This window comes from Mycoplana sp. MJR14, assembly GCF_029210525.1.
Taxonomy (GTDB): Bacteria; Pseudomonadota; Alphaproteobacteria; order Rhizobiales; family Rhizobiaceae; genus Mycoplana.
The window spans coordinates 1-17,098 of sequence record NZ_JARGEO010000004.1; the positions used below are offsets into that span (position 1 = coordinate 1).

Genomic DNA, 17,098 nt, shown 5'->3' on the forward strand with positions numbered 1-17,098 from the left:
AAACAAAGCCGTCTCAACCAAAGCCCGAAAGCACAACGCCACATCCAGCTCAACACCGGATCAAGCACTCCGCATCCTTCGGAAACCTCAGAGCGAGTTCGTCGGTCGCCAGCAGCGCCGCCGCCCTCGTTGGTGAAGCGGTTTCTACGGCCACCAACGAACCAAGTCAACAGGCGATCTTCGAAAAGGGCGATTTTTTTACAAGCCTATGATTTTGCGTCTCTATTTCAAATCATACCCGGCCTAGGGCCTCCCTTTCACCACCGCAGGTTGGCGAAGGGCCCTATGTCGCAAAAACTTCATCTTGGGCGTGTGGCGGACAAGAAAGCCCATGCCGTACCTCGCCCCTGCGGACCGAAGATGCTTTCGCAGCCCCCTTGCGCGCGCTATGGACATTCCACCGATCAGAGGAAACCACCATGCTCGTCCTTTCAGAACAACAGACCCGCGACGCCCTGCCCTTTGCCGACCTCATCGAGGCGCTTGCCGCGATGTTTTCCGGCGACTGCGTCATGCCGGTCCGTCATCATCACGACGTCGCGGTGCCGGGCGAGGAGGGCGCGACGCTGCTCCTGATGCCCGCCTGGCAACCCGGCGCCTATATCGGCGTCAAGCTCGTCTCGGTGTTTCCGGGCAATACGCGCCGCGGCCTTCCCGCCATCTACGGCAGCTACCTATTGTCCTCCGGCAAGACCGGCGAGGCGCTCGCGATCATCGACGGCGGCGAGCTCACGGCGCGGCGCACGGCCGCCGCATCGGCGCTCGCCGCCCGCCACCTCGCGCGGCCGGATGCGAAACGTCTTCTGGTCGTGGGTGCCGGCCGGCTGTCGCAGAACCTCGTCGCCGCCCATTCCACCGTCCGGCCGATCGAGGAGATCGCGATCTGGGGACGGGACGCGGCGAAATCGGAGGCTGCCGCCCATGAGGCGCGCGCGGCAGGGTTCAATGCCCGCGCCGTCACCGACCTCGAGCAGGCGGCCCGCACAGCCGACATCATCTCCTGCTGCACCCTGTCCGAGGCGCCGCTCGTGCGGGGGGCATGGCTCACGCCGGGGACGCACCTGGATCTCATCGGCGCCTTCAAGCCTTCGATGCGGGAGACCGACGACGAGGCGGTGACGCGCGCCAGCCTGTTCGTCGACACCCGCGAGGGTGCGCTCAGCGAGGGCGGCGATCTCGTCCAGCCGATCCGGGCCGGGCTGATCGACGCGGGCGCGATCAGGGCCGATCTCGCCGAACTGGTGAGCGATCGGCACGCGGGCCGACGCTTCCCCGACGAGATCACGCTGTTCAAGTCGGTGGGTGCCGCGCTCGAGGACCTGGCAGGCGCCATCCTCGCCTACCGCAACCACAGGGACTGACCGTCCGTGCCGAACGAAATCCAGCCGGAGCATCAGGAGGCGCACAGCGCCGCCACCCTGCCGCGCCTGCCTGTCTCCGACGTGCTGCCGGCGCTGTCGCAGGCGCTGGACGCCGGCACCCGGGCGGTGCTCGCGGCCCCGCCCGGCGCCGGCAAGACGACGCTGGTGCCGCTGTACCTGCTCGAAGCCCCCTGGCGCGGCGACGGGCGCATCATCCTGCTCGAGCCGCGCCGGCTGGCGGCACGGGCTGCCGCGGGGCGGATGGCGGCGCTTCTCGGCGAGCGAGTCGGCGACACCGTCGGCTACCGGATGCGACTCGAGAGCCGCATCTCCCGACGCACCCGCATCGAGGTGGTGACCGAGGGCGTCTTCGCCCGGATGATCATCGACGACCCGGAGCTTTCCGGTGTTGCCGCCGTTCTCTTCGACGAATTCCACGAGCGCTCGCTCGACGCCGATCTCGGCCTGGCGCTCGCACTCGACGCGCAATCGGCGCTGCGGGAGGACCTGCGCATCCTTGTCATGTCGGCGACGCTCGACACCGACCGGGTGGCGCGGCTGATGGACGATGCGACGGTGATCGAGAGCGCCGGCCGCAGCTTTCCGATCGAGATCCGGCACAGCGACCGTCCGGCGGGCGAGCGGATCGAGGACACGATGGCGCGCGCCATCCGGGACGCGCACGCGACCGAGGCCGGTTCGATCCTGGCATTCCTGCCGGGACAGGCGGAAATCCGCCGGACGATGGAGCGGCTGGAGGGCCGATTTGACGACCGGACGATGCTGGTGCCGCTCTATGGCAACCTGACGCAAGGTGAGCAGGACGCCGCCATCCGGCCGCCGGCGAACGGGATGCGGAAGATCGTGCTTGCGACCTCGATCGCCGAGACATCGATCACCATCGACGGGGTGCGGGTGGTCATCGACAGCGGCCTGCAGCGCCTGCCGGTCTTCGAGGCCTCCACCGGGATCACGCGGCTGGAGACGGTGCGCGTCTCGCGCGCTTCGGCCGACCAGCGGGCGGGCCGCGCCGGCCGTACAGAGCCCGGGATCGCCATCCGCCTGTGGCATGCCGGACAGACGGCAGCCCTTGCCGCCTTCACGCCGCCGCAGATCCTTGCGAGCGACCTCTCCGGTTTCGTGCTGGAGCTCGCGCAATGGGGGGTGACCGATCCTGCGAGCCTCAGGCTGATCGACCAGCCGCCGCCGGCAAGCCTCGCCGAGGCGCGCAATCTGCTACGACTCCTGGGGGCCATCGATGCCGGCGGCGGCCTGACGGCGGTCGGCCGGAAGATGCGGAGCCTCGCCCTGCCGCCGCGGCTGGCCGCCATGGTCATCCACGCGGCCGGCGAGGGGATGGCGGCGGAAGCGGCGCTCCTGGCGGTGCTGCTGACCGAACAGGGCCTCGGCGGGCCTTCGCTCGATCTCGAGGAGCGCCTGCGTCGGTTCAAGACCGAACGTGGCGACCGCGCCGAAGCCTCGCGGCGGCTCGCGGCCCGCATCGCCGAGGCGACCGGCGCGAAGGGCGCCGCGGTTCCCACCCACCCGGGCGCCCTGCTGATGCGGGCCTTTCCGGACCGGATCGCGCTGCAGCGCGGGGCGCGGGGACGCTACGTCATGGCCAACGGCCGCGGCGCGGAGCTTGCCGAAACCGAAGCGCTCTCGGCAAGCGCGATGCTGGTGATCGCCGACCTGACGGGTCAGGCCGGGCGGCAAAGGATCCTCGCCGCAGCCCCGGTCAGCCGCGCGGAGGTCGAGGCCGAGATGACCGACAGCTTCGTTCGCGAGGAGCAGTGCGTGTTCGACCTCGCAAGCCGCGCGGTTCGGGCGCGAAAGGTGACGCGGCTCGGTGCCATCGTGTTCGAGGAGACGCCGCTGCCAAGGCCCACGGGGCCGGCAGCCGCCGGCGCGCTCGCCGACGGGGTTCGCCAGCTCGGGCTTCAGGCGCTTGCCTTCTCCAAGGCCGGCGGACAGTTGCGCGAGCGGATCGGTTTCCTGCACCGGAGCCTCGGCGAACCCTGGCCCGACACCAGCGACGAGGCGCTGCTTGCGCGGCTCGACGAATGGTTCACGCCCTTCCAGGAGCAGACGCGCGGCCTCGACGACGTCACGCCGGCGAGCCTTTCGGACGGGCTCATGGCGCTCGTGCCGCATGCGGTCCAGCGCGATCTCGAACGGCTCGCGCCCACCCATTTCGAGGCGCCGACGGGGCAGCGGCATCCGATCCGCTACGACGGCAGCGAGCCGACGCTGCCGATCCGCGTGCAGGAGCTGTTCGGCCTCAGCCAGCATCCCGCCGTCGCGGGCGGGCGCCTGCCGCTGCTGCTGGAACTGCTGTCGCCGGCGCATCGGCCGATCCAGACGACGCGCGACCTTCCCGGTTTCTGGGCCGGCTCGTGGAAGGACGTGCGGGCGGAGATGCGCGGACGCTACCCGCGCCACCCCTGGCCGGAAGATCCCGCCGCCGCAATGCCGACGACACGGGCCAAGCCGCGTGGTACATGATGCCGCGATCCGTTCGGGCCCGCCGGAAGGATCGGAAGGAAAGCAGGGATGACGATGTCGATCTACAACGACAGCTTCGACGACAACCAGCGCCAGCGCATGAGGCTCGAAACTCTTATCCGGCTAAGGTGGCTGGCTGTCGCTGGTCAGTCCGTCACCGTGATCGTCGTCGCGTTCTGGCTGGGCTTCCCGCTGCCGCTGCTCGAGTGCTCGGTGCTGATCGCCCTGCTGGCCGCGGTCAACTTCTACCTGACCGCACGCTATTCACCGGCGCACCGGCTGGTGCCGGGCTCGGCGCTGGCGCTGCTCGCCTTCGACCTGTCGCAGCTGACGGCACTGCTCTTCATGACCGGGGGACTGGCGAACCCCTTCGCGCCGCTCGTCTGCGTTCCCGTCATCATCTCGTCCTCGGCCCAGCCAATCCGGCACAGCCTAGCGCTCGGCGTCCTGGCCGCCGCCGGGATCACGGCGCTCGCCTTCACGCCGTTTCCCCTGCCGTGGTTTCCGGGAACCGTCCTGCTCGTGCCGCCGATCCTGACGGCCGGGTTCTGGGTCGCCATCACCTCCACGACCGCGTTTGCCGCCTTCTACTCCTACCGCGTTTCGCTGGAAGCGGCCGAGCTTTCCGACGCGCTGGCAGCCACCGAGCTGGTGCTCCAGCGCGAGAAGCACCTGTCGCAGCTGGACGGGCTGGCCGCGGCCGCCGCCCACGAGCTCGGCACGCCGCTGGCGACGATCAGCGTGGTGGCGAAGGAGATGGAGCGCGAGCTCGGCGACGACGCGCGCTTCGGCGAGGATGTGCACCTGCTGCGCAGCCAGAGCGAGCGGTGCCGCGACATTTTGCGGCGGCTGACCACGCTGTCGGCGGACGACGAGGAACACATGCGCCACCTGCCGCTGTCGTCGCTGCTGGAGGAGGTGATGGCGCCGCACCGGGAATTCGGCATCCGGCTGAAGCTCGTCGAGGAAGGCGGCCGCGCCGGGGAGCCCGTCGGCCACCGCAATGCGGGCATTCTCTACGGGCTCGGCAATCTTCTGGAGAATGCGGTCGACCATGCGCGCGCGGAAGTGGTCGTGACCGCACGCCACACGCCGGACCGGGTCACGCTGGTGATCGAGGACGACGGCGAGGGCTATGCCCCGGACATCCTGCTTCGGATCGGCGAACCCTATGTCACCAAGCGACAGCGCGACGAGCGGGCCGGCGGTTTGGGGCTCGGCCTCTTCATCGCCAAGACGCTGCTCGAGCGCTCCGGCGCCAGGCTCAGCTTCGGCAACCGGCAGGACGGCATCCCCGGCGCCCGGGTCGAAGTCGATTGGCCGCGCAACCGCATGGACGTCAAGCTGGCGAAATGACTTTACCCTTCGGACCGAACCCGTCATAAGAAACGACGGAAAACCAACAAAATCAGCGCGGAACTGCGAAGATGGCAGACAAGATCGATACTTTCACGCCGGCGCCGGTCTCAGAGGACTCCGACTATATCGGCGCCGACCCCTCGCTCCTCATCGTCGATGACGACGGCCCCTTCCTGCGGCGCCTGGCGCGCGCCATGGAAACGCGCGGCTTCAGCGTCGAGACGGCCGAGTCCGTCGCCGAGGGCATCGCCAAGGCCAAGGGCACGCCGCCGAAATACGCGGTGGTCGATCTCAGGCTCGGCGACGGCAGCGGTCTCGACGTCATCGCCGCCATCCGCCAGCGCCGCGACGACACGCGGATCATCATGCTGACCGGCTACGGCAACATCGCAACGGCGGTGAATGCGGTCAAGCTCGGCGCGGTCGACTATCTGGCCAAGCCGGCCGATGCGGACGAGATCTTCGCGGCGCTGACGCAGAAGCCGGGCGAGAAGGCGGAACTGCCGGAAAATCCGATGTCGGCCGACCGGGTGCGCTGGGAACACATCCAGCGGGTCTACGAGATGTGCGACCGCAACGTGTCGGAGACGGCGCGCCGGTTGAACATGCACCGCCGCACGCTCCAGCGCATCCTCGCCAAGCGGGCCCCGAAGTAGGCGGGAGCGGTCAGTCGCGGTCGCCACCGACGATCGCGGCCATCTCCGTGTCCTCGCCAGCCTTGTCGGTCAGAAGCTCGGCCTGCAGCAGCCGGTTCGCCGCGATGCGGGCGAAGGCGAAGGTGACCGATTTCCGCGTGGGCGGGGCAAGCCTGTGTTCCGGTGCCTCGCGCAGGATGTGCGCGCCGTAGCCATCGGAAACGATCAGCCCGCAGTCCTCGGGGAAGATGTCGAGCGGCACGCCGCGATGGGTGGCGAAGAAGAGCCGGTCGCAATGCGCCCGGTAGTCGGGCCATTTCTTGTCGACGCGAAAATCCTCGATCGAGGTCTTGATCTCGACGATCCAGATTTCGCCCTTGGGGGCGAGGCTGATGAGGTCGGCCCGCCGGCCGCTGGCAAGCGTCATCTCCGCCAGGACCGCGTGGCTCAGATCGGCGAAGAGGCGCTGAACGCCGCGGCGCACCATCATGGCGCGCTCGGACTGGCGTCCGTCGATGAGCGGGTTGTCCTTGTGAAGCGATACAAGCGTCATCTCTCGAAGCCTTCGGCGAATAGGGTCGCGGCATACTAGCAGAACGCGGCGGAGAATGCCGCAACCGCCTGACGTCACGGGAATGTTGCAAAAAAGCCATCCGCTCGCTTTTGTGCTTCTGCACAACCGCCGAGACCGGGCCGCGCACTTGCAATAATTCCTGAATCACAAATAAACCTTGATTGTCAGACGTGCGGGAACTCCGCAACGCCACACCCCCGAATTGAAGAGACTTAGATGCGCTTCCGCACTGCCCTGCTCCTTTGTGGCCTTGCAGCGTCCGTGACGCTTGCCGGGTGCTCGTCCGTATCCTCATCCGCGCCGATCATCGGCGAGAAGGTTGCGACCAACGAAATCTTCACCTCCGGATACGGCCCGGTCGAAGACCATGGCTATGCGCTGCCGGCCATCCCGATCCAGCGCGTGGACCAGAAGTATCACCGACAGATCGTCGATTATAAGACCAGCGAGAAGCCGGGCACGATCGTGGTCAACACGCCGACCCGCTTCCTCTACTTCGTGCTGCCCGGCGGCAAGGCGGTGCGCTACGGCATCGGCGTCGGCAAGCAGGGATTCGCATGGGAAGGCGAAGCCTATATCGCCTGGAAGCAGGAATGGCCGATGTGGCATCCGCCGGAGGAAATGGCTGTCCGCCGCCCGGAGATCGCCAAGTACGTCAAGGAGGGCATGCAGCCCGGCCTGACGAACCCGCTCGGCGCGCGCGCGCTCTATCTCTTCAACAACAAGGGCCAGGACACGCTGTTCCGCCTGCACGGCACGCCGGAATGGAACTCCATCGGCACCGCGGCCTCCTCGGGCTGCATCCGCCTGATGAACCAGGACATCATCGACCTCTACGCGCGTGTCCGCCCGGGCAAGGGCGCACGTGTCGTCGTCCAGCAGTAAAGACTGGAAACATCACGGGAATGCAAAAAGCCGCCGGTCATCCCGGCGGCTTTTTCGTATCCGTTTCCGTTCCTCAGAGACCGCGGGCCGCCTTGAGCTCGCGGCGACGGCGATGCAGCACCGGCTCGGTATAGCCGTTCGGCTGCTCGCGGCCCTTCAGCACCAGCTCGCAGGCGGCCTGGAAGGCGATCGAGCCGTCGAAATCCTGTGCCATCGGCGTGTAGGCCGGATCGCCCGCGTTCTGCCCGTCGACGACCACCGCCATGCGCCGCATCGTCTCCATGACCTGCGCCTCGGTGACGACGCCGTGATGCAGCCAGTTGGCCATGTGCTGGGCGGAAATGCGCAAGGTGGCACGGTCTTCCATCAGGCCGATATCGTTGATGTCCGGCACCTTCGAGCAGCCGACGCCTTGGTCGATCCAGCGCACGACATAGCCGAGGATTCCCTGCGCATTGTTGTCGAGTTCGCGCTGGATCTCCTCCGGCGTCCAGTTCGGACGGGCGGCGACCGGCACGGACAGGATATCGGAGAGCTTGGCGCGGGGGCGCGCTTCCAAAGCGGCCTGAACCGAGGCGACGTTGACCTTGTGATAGTGGGTGGCATGCAGCGTCGCCGCCGTCGGCGACGGCACCCAGGCGGTGTTGGCGCCCGCCTTGGGCTGGCCGATCTTCTGTTCCAGCATCGCCGCCATCATGTCAGGCATCGCCCACATGCCCTTGCCGATCTGAGCGTGCCCCGGCAGGCCGCATTCCAGGCCGATGTCGACATTGGCGTTCTCGTAGGCGCCGATCCAGGTGGACTGCTTCATGTCGCCCTTGCGGATCATCGGGCCCGCTTCCATCGAGGTGTGGATCTCGTCGCCGGTGCGGTCGAGGAAGCCGGTATTGATGAAGAAGACCCGGTCCTTCGCGGCGCGGATCGCCTCCTTGAGGTTGACGGTGGTCCGCCGCTCCTCGTCCATGATCCCCATCTTGATGGTGTTCGGTGCCAGGTCGAGCGCCTCCTCGACGCGGCCGAAGAGCTTCACGGCGAAGGCGACCTCTTCCGGCCCGTGCATCTTCGGCTTGACGATATAGATCGAGCCGGCGCGCGAGTTCTTGCGGCGGCCATTGCGACCGACGTCATGCAGCGCGATCAGGGCCGTCACCATGGCATCCATGATGCCTTCCGGAACCTCGCGACCTTCACCGTCGAGGATCGCCGGATTGGTCATCAGGTGGCCGACGTTGCGAACCAGCATCAGCGAGCGGGCGACCAGCGCGAACGTCGAACCGTCCGGCCGCTTGTAGTCGAGATCCGGATTGAGCGTGCGGGTGATCGTCCTGCCGGCCTTTGCGACCTCTTCCGAAAGGTCGCCTTTCATCAGGCCGAGCCAGTTGCGATAGACGACCACCTTGTCGGCGGCATCGACGGCTGCGACGGAGTCCTCGCAGTCCATGATCGTCGTCAGCGCCGCCTCCAGCCGGACATCGGAGATCTGGGCCGGATCGGCCCGGCCGATCGGCGTCGAGGCGTCGACGACGATCTCGATGTGGAGGCCGTTGTTGCGCAGCAGGATCTTGCCCGGCGCTGCGGCGTCGCCGAGATAGCCTGCGAATTTCTCCGGCGACGCCAGCCCGACGACCTCGCCGTCGGAGACGGAAACGCGCAGCACGCCATCCCTGACGGCGAAGGCGCGGGCGTCGCTCCAGCGTGCGCCGGCGAGCGGCACGCTGTCGTCGAGGAAGGCGCGCGCCCAGGCGATGACTTTTTCGCCGCGCTTCGGATTGTAGTCGCCGCCGCGGCCCGCACCGTCGTCTTCCGCAATCGCATCGGTGCCGTAGAGCGCGTCGTAGAGCGAACCCCAGCGGGCATTTGCCGCGTTCAGCGCATAACGGGCGTTCATGACCGGCACGACGAGCTGCGGCCCGGCCACCGTCGAGACCTCCGGGTCGACATCGGCGGTGGTTACGGTGAAGTCGGTGCCTTCCGGAACGATGTAGCCGATCTGGCGGAGGAAGGCCTCGTAGGCTGCGATATTTAACGGCGCGCCATTGGCCTTGTGCCAGGCGTCGATCCGTTCCTGCATCGCATCGCGCTTTTCGAGCAGGGTGCGGTTTTCAGGGGCCAGATCGGCGACCAGGGCCGAGAAGGCGGCGAAGTAGCCGGCCGGATCGATGCCCGTGCCCGGCAGTGCTTCCTTCTCCAGGAATTCCAAAAGTTCGCTGTCGAAGGAAAGGCCGTGTTTCTCGCTGTAGCTCATCTGACGCTCCGGATATGCAGGGCGGATCTCGGGATCCGCGGATGCTGCCACTTTCGCCAGCTTTCATTCATAGTCAATTCAGCAATAGTTCAAAGAATTTATTCCTGAATGGATAAAATCGGAGATCCCTGATCACCCGCAATCCTCGGCCGACCGGTTGCGGTTGCGATGAAGCGGGCCTCCACGAGCTTGCGCCTGCCCTCGATCTCCGGCGCGTCGACAACCTCCGAGAGGGTGACGGCCGGCTCGTCGGCACCGCTCAGATGGGCCGTGTGAAGGGCCGCCCCGATCGCCCGTTCGCGGGCGAGCGAGAACGCCGCTTCCTCGTCGACCAGCCGCACGCTCTCGCCGGCGCCGGCGACGATGAAGACGCCCTCCTCCGGGGTGGTCACGAAGACGGTGACGCTGGCGCGCACCTGTCCGACGACGGCCCCGATCGCGTTTGCCACATCGGCGTGCTCGGGGATGGCGGAACGGGTGTCCAGCATCCCGGCGATCGCCGGATAATAGACCGGCGCCGAAGCGCCGAGGCCGACCAGCGGCCGGTCGAGGCTGACGCGGAACTGCACGATGCCCTCCGTCCGGCGCAGCGCGCGATCGACGGGAAGCGATTCGGCCGGATCGATGACGCCGGCGCCGTCTTCGGCCAGGCAGGCGGCCATGATGACGTCGCAGGACTGCCGCGTCAGCCGCGCGAGGATCATCTGCGCCAGCTCTTCGGCCGACGAGGCGATCGGCCGGCCGGCGCCGTCCCGGGCGCGCGCGGCGAGCGCCAGTCCGAGCCGTGCTGCCTCGCGGTCCCACTGTCCCTGCCGGCCGAGCACATGCATCGCGTCGGAGGGCGTGATCGCGCTGATATGCACAAGCCCGCGGCCGACGAGGCGATCGAGCGTCGCCTTCTGCAGCGTGCTCGCCAGAAGCTGGTCGAGCGGGACCGGCACGTCACCGATCCGCTCGTAGAGTGCGGCCTCCTGGGGTTGAAGCCCGCTTGCCAGATAGCCGGGCACGCCGGTGCGGACGGCGAAACGGCCGTCATGGCGCCCGCCGTGCTGCGCCCGCAACTGGCGCTCCAGCGCCACAGGGATCACATCCCCATGGAGCGTCGCCGCCAGGCTCAGCGGCAGCAGGCGCCGGGGGCCGAGGTCCAGCCGCGCCACAAGGCCGCGATCGTTGATGCGCACCTCCGAATCGCCGCCGAGCCCGTAGGTCCGCATGGCGACCGCCTCGACCATCGTCCGGTAACCGCCGACGACCGCGCCCTCAGCGTCCAGGCGGGGCCGGCCCTGATCCAGGACCGCAACGTCGGTGGTGGTGCCGCCGATGTCGGAGACGACGGCATCGTCCAGCCCGGTCAGGTGACGCGCGCCGACGAGGCTGGCGGCCGGCCCCGACAGGATCGTCTCGATCGGCCGGAGCCGCGCCTCGGCGGCGGAAATCAGCGCTCCGTCGCCGCGCACGACCATCATCGGCACGTCGATTCCCCGCTCCCTGAGATAGCCCTCGCAGGCGCCGATCAGCCGGTCGATCATCGAGACCAGCCTGGCGTTCAACAAGGTCGTCAACGCCCGGCGTGGTCCGCCGAGCTTGGAGGAGAGCTCGTGGCTGCAGGTGACCGGCAGGTGGGAGATCTCGCGGATGCGATCGCGGACCCGCTGTTCGTGCGCCGGATTGCGGACGGCGAAATAGCCGGCGACGGCGAAAGAGGAAACGTTCCTGGCCAGCTCCGGCAGCGCGGCATCCAGCGCCGCCATGTCGAGCGGCGTCTCGTGACCATGGACGTTGTGCCCGCCGGGCAGGAAAATGACGGGATCGTTGCCGAGCGCCTCGACGAGGCCGTCGCGCTTCAGGTCGTCGGGCCCGAAGCCGATCATGACGAGACCGGCGCGGCCGCCCTGCCCCTCCACAAGGGCGTTGGTTGCGAGCGTCGTCGAGAGCGACACGAGACTGATGGCCGAGACCGGCGCCTTCGCCTGCTCCAGCACGGCCTCGACCGCGCCGGAAATGCCGACGGCGAGATCATGGCGCGTCGTCAGCGCCTTGGCCTTGGCCAGGACGCCGTTCTCCTCGCTGAAGAGAACGGCATCCGTATAGGTCCCGCCGGTGTCTATACCGAGTAACAGATGGTCCGCCACGTGATCCTTCCGGCTAGCAGCACTTCGCGGGACAGGCCCGGCAGATGGTCGATCGTTCCCAGCATCTAGCGCAAAAGAGTGCGCACCGGTATCGATTTTGCGACCGGGCCTGACGAGCCATCGGAAAACGGACGGCGGGACAGACGGGTTGCCCCGGTCGGCCAGCAACGGGCGGCCGCAACTGTCAGCCGGGACGCGCACCGCCCGAACGCGGCGTCACCCGCATCGGCAAGCCGTTGGCCGGCTGCGTGGTCAAGCGCTGCACCGGCCAGGGCCGTGTCTCGGCGGTCATCTCGAAACGGAAACGGTGCATCAGCACCGCCAGCGCGATCACCGCCTCCTGCAGGGCGAAGGTGGCGCCGATGCAGACGCGCGGGCCGGCACCGAACGGCAGGAACTGGAAACGATCGATCCGGTCGCGGTTCTCCGGCAGGAAGCGCTCGGGAATGAAGGCGCGGGGGCGGTCCCAATAGAGCGCGTGGCGGTGCAGCGTCCAGGGCATGATCAGCACGGTGATCCCCTGCGGGATCTCGACGATCTCGCCGGACGGGCTGGTCCAGCGATCCGCGGCGATCGCCGCCCGGTTGATCGAAGGGGCCGGAGGATAGAGCCGGAGCCCCTCCTCGAACGCCGCGCGGGTCCAGGGCATCCGATCCAGCCACTCGACCGGATCGGCACCGGTGGCGAGAACGCCGTCGATCTCCGCCTCCATCGCCGCGCGGGCATGGGGGGTGTTGGCAACGCAATAGAGCGTCCAGGCGAGCGCGCGGGCGGTCGTCTCATGGCCGGCGCCGATGAAGGTGAGGATGTTGTCCTCGATCTCCTCATTCGTCAGGCCGTCCGGCCCGGCCTGCTCGAGAAGCAGCGTCAGGAAATCCCGCGGAACAGCGTCCGGCTCGGCCCGCATCCGCGCCAGCCGCTGGTCCATGGTGTTGCGGACGATGGCGCGGAACTTGTCCAGGACCTTCTGGCCGCCGATGCGGGTCAGCCGCGGCACCCAGCCGGGCGCCTTCAGGAGGTCGAACGGGTCGACGCGCCCCATGCGATGGAGCAGGGCATTGACGTCGTCGGCGAAATTGCCGGACGACGAGACGATCTCGCCGGAAAAGAGGGTTTCGGCGAGGATCGCGAATGTCAGCTCCGTCATGTCGTTGGCGATGTCGAAGACGGCGCCGCCATCGGTGCCGGTCTCGTATTTGCCCGCATAGAGCTCGGATTGACCGAGCATCTGGCCGGCGAACCCCTTGGCATGGCGCGGGGTGAAGATCGGGGCCACGGCCTTGCGGGAGCGTTTCCAGACCGCTCCCTCGGCCGTCAGCAACCCGTCGCGCAGGATCGGCCGCAGGACGAGCTGGCGCACGTCGGCCATCCGGTAGTTCTGAGCATTGTCGACGAGCACGTGGCGGATCAGCCCCGGGTCGTTGACGATCAGCGTGTGCTCGCGCAAGAAGCGCGTTTCGATCCAGGGCAGCGTGTAGGAAGGCTCGCCCCACAATTCGAGGGGATTGCGCAGGATCGTGCGGATGATCTGAAGCCGCGACGGCGGCACCGTCCGCGGTTGCGGCGCCGGCGGCTCGAACGGCTCGGGACGCATGTCCATGGAAAATCCTCGCGCATCTTGCGGCGCGCGGGCCTGCGCGCACCGACCACCGGGGCGGCGAGGAAGAAAGTTTAAAGCAGCGCCTGAAGTTCCGCCAGCTTGTCGTTGACCAGCCAGCCATAATAGTTCTCTTCCGGCCATTGCGCCGTGCCGTCCGCCCGGCGGCGGGCAAAGTCGGCGGCGCGCGCGTCGGGATTTCCGACGTTGTAGAGCGTCGCCGTAATACCCGGGTTGCCGGAGATATCGACGCCTGCGATCTTCTTGTAGGCATCGATGGAATGACGCAGCGACGCGGCCATGTAGGCCAGCGAAATGTCCGGGTCCATGATCGCCTTGTAGACCCCGGCCGCATCGTTCTCGTCCAGCCGCTCGTAGCCGGAGACGCGCGCGACCGTGTCGGTCAGCATCAGGGCCGTCAGCGGATTGATCTGCCCGAGGCCGAAGGTCTGGCCGGCGTAGAAGGGCTGGAAGAAGACCGCGCTGAAGCGATTGTTCGGATAGGAGACGCCACCGACGGACCGCCCCCTGAACGTCTGGTCCCACACGGCCTCCCGGCAGGACCAGAGGGCATAGGAGCCCTTCTTGCCGTTGCAGGCGGAGAATTCCGGCCGGTCGACGAATTCGTCGACGCGTTCGCCCTCATAGGCGAAGCGAAAGCTGTCGCCGGCATAGGACGCAGCCTTGATGTAGTAGCTCTGCAGCCGGTCGTAGGCGTCGACATTGTAGGTGTGCTCGCCGACGATGGCGCCGACCATGTGGATCGGCGCGATGCCATACTGCGCGGCAATGGACTTGAGCTTCCCGGTCAGATCGCGGTCGGTCGCGAGCAGGTCGCGCACCTTCTCGTACTTCGCGTCGAAACTCGTCTTTCCGGCCTTCGTGCGGCGGACGGAGGCGCCCGGCACCGACGGCTGTTCCACATGGCGATTGCCCGGCGGCACGACGTCCATGGCGCGCGTGGCCGCGGTGCCGCCCGCAAGCAGGGTGGCGGCAATGGCAAGCATTGTCAGCAGATGTCGCACGATGCGGTATCTCCGAAGGTCGGAATTGATGTGTGCCCCGAGGGTCGCCCAGCGCGAAGCGATTTCCGCGGCACCCCATGCAGCCCAATCGTGTCGGAATGATGCCGTGCCGGAATGCGAAAACGCGCCGCGGTTCTAGATCGAAGCGCGGCACGTGTCGAGAAGAGGGCGATCAAAATCGCGACACCTGCGGCGCGGGGCCGAAGGCGCGCCCCGTCAGAGGATGTAGCGCGACAGGTCGGTGTTGGACGCCAGCGCCCCGACATGCTCGCGCACGTAGGCGGCATCGATCGTCACCTGGTTTCCGGCCTTGTCGGGCGCCTCGAAGGAGATCTCGTCGAGCACCCGCTCCATCACCGTCTGCAGGCGACGGGCGCCGATGTTCTCGACATTGGAGTTCAGCTGGACGGCGACGTCGGCCAGCGCGTCGATCGCGTCTTCGGTGAACTCGAGCGACACCTGCTCCGTCTCCATCAGCGCCTTGTACTGGCGGATGAGGCTCGCTTCCGTCTCGGTGAGGATGCGACGGAAATCCTCCTTCGTCAGCGCCCGCAGCTCGACGCGGATCGGCAGGCGGCCCTGAAGCTCGGGCAGCAGGTCCGACGGCTTGGAGACGTGGAAGGCGCCCGAAGCGATGAAGAGGATGTGGTCGGTCTTGACCGGCCCGTACTTGGTCGCAACCGTCGTGCCCTCGACCAGCGGCAGGAGGTCGCGCTGCACGCCCTCGCGCGAGACGCCGGCGCCGATGCCGCCCTCGCGGGTGGCGATCTTGTCGATCTCGTCGAGGAAGACGATGCCGTCGTTCTCGGCGGACCGGATCGCCTCGCGCTGGATCTGTTCGTTGTCGATCAGCTTGTCGGACTCGTCGTCGATCAGCAGCTTGTAGGAGTCCTTGACCGTGGTCTTGACCTTCTTCGTGCGGCTGCCCAACGCCTTGCCGAACATCTCGGACAGGTTCAGCACGCCGACATTGGCGCCCGGCATGCCGGGGATCTCGAAGCCGGGCATGCCCGAGCCGGTATCGGCGACGTCGATCTCGATCTCCTTGTCGTCCAGCTCGTTGTTGCGCAGTTTCTTGCGGAACGAGTCCCGCGTGGCCGGCGACGCTGTGGCGCCGACCAGCGCGTCGAGCACGCGTTCCTCGGCGTTCATGTGCGCCTTGGCGACGACCTCGGCACGCTTCTTCTCGCGCACCAGCGCAATGCCGACCTCGACCAGGTCGCGCACGATCTGCTCAACGTCGCGGCCGACATAGCCGACCTCGGTGAACTTGGTCGCCTCGACCTTGACGAAGGGCGCGCCGGCAAGCTTGGCGAGGCGGCGGGATATCTCCGTCTTGCCGACGCCGGTCGGGCCGATCATCAGGATGTTCTTCGGCATGACCTCGTCGCGCAGGTCGTCGCCGAGCTGCTGGCGGCGCCAGCGGTTGCGCAGGGCGATCGCCACCGCGCGCTTGGCGTCCTTCTGGCCGATGATGTAGCGGTCGAGTTCGGAGACGATTTCTCGGGGGGAAAAGTTGCTCATGGCTATTCCGTTTTCCTAAAGTGGGTCCATCGCCATGAAGTGGGCGGGACCATAGATGGAAGTGCGTGTGTCCAGGTGGCGGAAGCCCGCCTTCTCGTAGGCGCGGATGGCCGGCGCATTGTCCGGCGACGGGTCGATGACGATACGGACGGCACCGCGGGCGAAGAGTTCGCCTGCGAATTGCCGCAGGATGGCACTGCCATGGCCCTTCCCGACCAGTTCGGGAATGCCGATCGAGATGTCGATCCCGACCGTGCCGACGGGCTGGTCGCGGTAGGGATGATCCGCCTCCAGATGCGGGTCGTAGGACTGGAGGTAGCCGATCGGCCGTCCGTCCATCTCGACGATCATCGGGGAGGTATCCCTGCTTGCCATCGCCTGTTCGATCTCCGCCAGCGCCTCGGCCGGATCGCCCCACCAGCGCCGCACATGCGGCTCCTCCAGCCAGCCTGCCAGCAGCGGAAGATCCGCCGCCGTCGCCGGCCGGAATCGGTAGCGGCTACCGCTCGGCATCCAGCGTCTCCACAACGACGTTGTGGTTGGTATAGACGCAGATGTCGCCCGCGATCTGCATGGCGCGGCGGGCGATCTCCTCGGCCGACCGGTCCGTGTCCATCAGCGCGCGCGCGGCCGCAAAGGCGTAGTTGCCGCCGGAGCCGATCGCCAGCGTGCCGTGTTCCGGCTCGAGCACGTCGCCGTTGCCGGTGATCGCCAGCGTGATGTTCTTGTCGGCCACCAGCATCATCGCTTCGAGGTTGCGCAGGTACTTGTTGGTGCGCCAGTCCTTGGCGAGTTCGACGGCCGCGCGCATCAGCTGGTCGGGATACTGCTCGAGCTTTTCCTCGAGCCGTTCGAGCAGGGTGAAGGCGTCCGCCGTAGCACCCGCGAAACCGGCGATCACATCGCCCTTGCCGAGCCGGCGCACCTTGCGCGCATTGCCCTTCATCACCGTCTGGCCCAGGCTCACCTGGCCATCGCCGGCCATGACCACCTTGCCGTCCTTGCGGACCGTGATGATCGTGGTGGCGTGCATCGTTCCATAGGGATCGTGTTCACTCATAGATACACCTGAAGATCTCGCACCCGCCGAAGCCGGATGCGCGCCGCCCGAAATGGGCCAGCTTTCTCGACACCTATGTAGGCGGTGAAACGGCGATTGCAAATCGACGGCCGGGGTGATTTCGGGGCGATCTCGGAATGCTGGCCTTTTGCCCTTCCGCCTGATATGGGACGGCCAGGAAAGTCGTCGTCGATCC

At 67.4% G+C, this 17,098-nt stretch carries 14 protein-coding genes; 6 read left to right on the top strand and 8 right to left on the bottom strand.

Going from position 1 to position 17,098, the window contains the following annotated elements; all coding sequences use genetic code 11:
• The 5 genes from P0086_RS10720 to P0086_RS10740 form a co-directional block, all read left to right on the top strand.
• The coding region (locus P0086_RS10720; protein WP_275785296.1) for a hypothetical protein at positions 1-212 on the top strand (212 nt) is incomplete at its 5' end.
• Between the two features lie 207 nt (positions 213-419).
• Positions 420-1,361, top strand: coding sequence for an ornithine cyclodeaminase family protein (locus tag P0086_RS10725; RefSeq protein WP_275785298.1), 942 nt, complete (start codon positions 420-422; stop codon positions 1,359-1,361).
• Between the two features lie 6 nt (positions 1,362-1,367).
• On the top strand, positions 1,368-3,866 hold the full coding sequence (gene hrpB, locus P0086_RS10730; protein WP_275785300.1) for an ATP-dependent helicase HrpB: 2,499 nt from the start codon (positions 1,368-1,370) through the stop codon (positions 3,864-3,866).
• 48 nt (positions 3,867-3,914) lie between these two features.
• The gene (locus P0086_RS10735; protein ID WP_148651722.1) at positions 3,915-5,222 is read left to right on the top strand and encodes an ActS/PrrB/RegB family redox-sensitive histidine kinase; all 1,308 of its coding nucleotides are present in this window, start codon (positions 3,915-3,917) and stop codon (positions 5,220-5,222) included.
• A gap of 71 nt (positions 5,223-5,293) precedes the next feature.
• Positions 5,294-5,881, top strand: coding sequence for an ActR/PrrA/RegA family redox response regulator transcription factor (locus P0086_RS10740; RefSeq protein WP_112596962.1), 588 nt, complete (start codon positions 5,294-5,296; stop codon positions 5,879-5,881).
• Between the two features lie 10 nt (positions 5,882-5,891).
• Here P0086_RS10740 and P0086_RS10745 read toward each other — a convergent pair whose 3' ends face one another.
• Entirely contained in the window at positions 5,892-6,413 is a 522-nt protein-coding gene (locus P0086_RS10745) for an MmcB family DNA repair protein (protein ID WP_275785303.1), read from the bottom strand.
• A gap of 237 nt (positions 6,414-6,650) precedes the next feature.
• Between P0086_RS10745 and P0086_RS10750 the strand changes: the two genes are divergently transcribed.
• The gene (locus P0086_RS10750) at positions 6,651-7,319 is read left to right on the top strand and encodes a L,D-transpeptidase (RefSeq protein WP_112596959.1); all 669 of its coding nucleotides are present in this window, start codon (positions 6,651-6,653) and stop codon (positions 7,317-7,319) included.
• A gap of 73 nt (positions 7,320-7,392) precedes the next feature.
• Here the strand turns inward: P0086_RS10750 and P0086_RS10755 are convergent, their stop codons facing one another.
• The 7 genes from P0086_RS10755 to hslV all read right to left on the bottom strand — a co-directional run bounded on the left by P0086_RS10755 (position 7,393) and on the right by hslV (position 16,902).
• Entirely contained in the window at positions 7,393-9,564 is a 2,172-nt protein-coding gene (locus P0086_RS10755; RefSeq protein ID WP_275785307.1) for a malate synthase G, read from the bottom strand.
• Positions 9,565-9,662: 98 nt separating this feature from the next.
• Positions 9,663-11,696, bottom strand: coding sequence for a hydantoinase/oxoprolinase family protein (locus P0086_RS10760; protein WP_275785310.1), 2,034 nt, complete (start codon positions 11,694-11,696; stop codon positions 9,663-9,665).
• Positions 11,697-11,880: 184 nt separating this feature from the next.
• The gene (locus P0086_RS10765; RefSeq protein WP_275785312.1) at positions 11,881-13,296 is read right to left on the bottom strand and encodes a cytochrome P450; all 1,416 of its coding nucleotides are present in this window, start codon (positions 13,294-13,296) and stop codon (positions 11,881-11,883) included.
• 71 nt (positions 13,297-13,367) lie between these two features.
• Entirely contained in the window at positions 13,368-14,318 is a 951-nt protein-coding gene (locus tag P0086_RS10770) for a DUF1402 family protein (protein ID WP_275785314.1), read from the bottom strand.
• A gap of 216 nt (positions 14,319-14,534) precedes the next feature.
• A complete protein-coding gene (gene hslU, locus P0086_RS10775) occupies positions 14,535-15,842 on the bottom strand; it encodes an ATP-dependent protease ATPase subunit HslU (RefSeq protein WP_275785316.1) in 1,308 nt (435 codons plus the stop codon).
• Positions 15,843-15,857: 15 nt separating this feature from the next.
• Positions 15,858-16,355 (bottom strand): GNAT family N-acetyltransferase, encoded by a 498-nt coding sequence (locus P0086_RS10780; protein ID WP_275785319.1) that lies wholly within the window; start codon positions 16,353-16,355, stop codon positions 15,858-15,860.
• Positions 16,342-16,902, bottom strand: a complete 561-nt coding sequence (gene hslV / locus P0086_RS10785) for an ATP-dependent protease subunit HslV (RefSeq protein WP_112596948.1) — start codon at positions 16,900-16,902, stop codon at positions 16,342-16,344. The genes P0086_RS10780 and hslV overlap by 14 nt, the downstream gene beginning before the upstream one ends.
• Positions 16,903-17,098 lie beyond the last annotated feature (196 nt).

What these genes read in the sequence shown, in the direction of transcription:
- P0086_RS10725 (WP_275785298.1), top strand. Translation starts at nt 420, where the DNA reads ATGCTCGTCCTTTCAGAACAACAGACCCGCGACGCCCTGCCCTTTGCC.
- P0086_RS10735 (WP_148651722.1), top strand. Translation starts at nt 3,915, where the DNA reads ATGACGATGTCGATCTACAACGACAGCTTCGACGACAACCAGCGCCAG.
- P0086_RS10740 (WP_112596962.1), top strand. Translation starts at nt 5,294, where the DNA reads ATGGCAGACAAGATCGATACTTTCACGCCGGCGCCGGTCTCAGAGGAC.
- P0086_RS10745 (WP_275785303.1), bottom strand. Translation starts at nt 6,413, where the DNA reads ATGACGCTTGTATCGCTTCACAAGGACAACCCGCTCATCGACGGACGC.
- P0086_RS10750 (WP_112596959.1), top strand. Translation starts at nt 6,651, where the DNA reads ATGCGCTTCCGCACTGCCCTGCTCCTTTGTGGCCTTGCAGCGTCCGTG.
- P0086_RS10755 (WP_275785307.1), bottom strand. Translation starts at nt 9,564, where the DNA reads ATGAGCTACAGCGAGAAACACGGCCTTTCCTTCGACAGCGAACTTTTG.
- P0086_RS10765 (WP_275785312.1), bottom strand. Translation starts at nt 13,296, where the DNA reads ATGGACATGCGTCCCGAGCCGTTCGAGCCGCCGGCGCCGCAACCGCGG.
- hslU (WP_275785316.1), bottom strand. Translation starts at nt 15,842, where the DNA reads ATGAGCAACTTTTCCCCCCGAGAAATCGTCTCCGAACTCGACCGCTAC.
- P0086_RS10780 (WP_275785319.1), bottom strand. Translation starts at nt 16,355, where the DNA reads ATGCCGAGCGGTAGCCGCTACCGATTCCGGCCGGCGACGGCGGCGGAT.
- hslV (WP_112596948.1), bottom strand. Translation starts at nt 16,902, where the DNA reads ATGAGTGAACACGATCCCTATGGAACGATGCACGCCACCACGATCATC.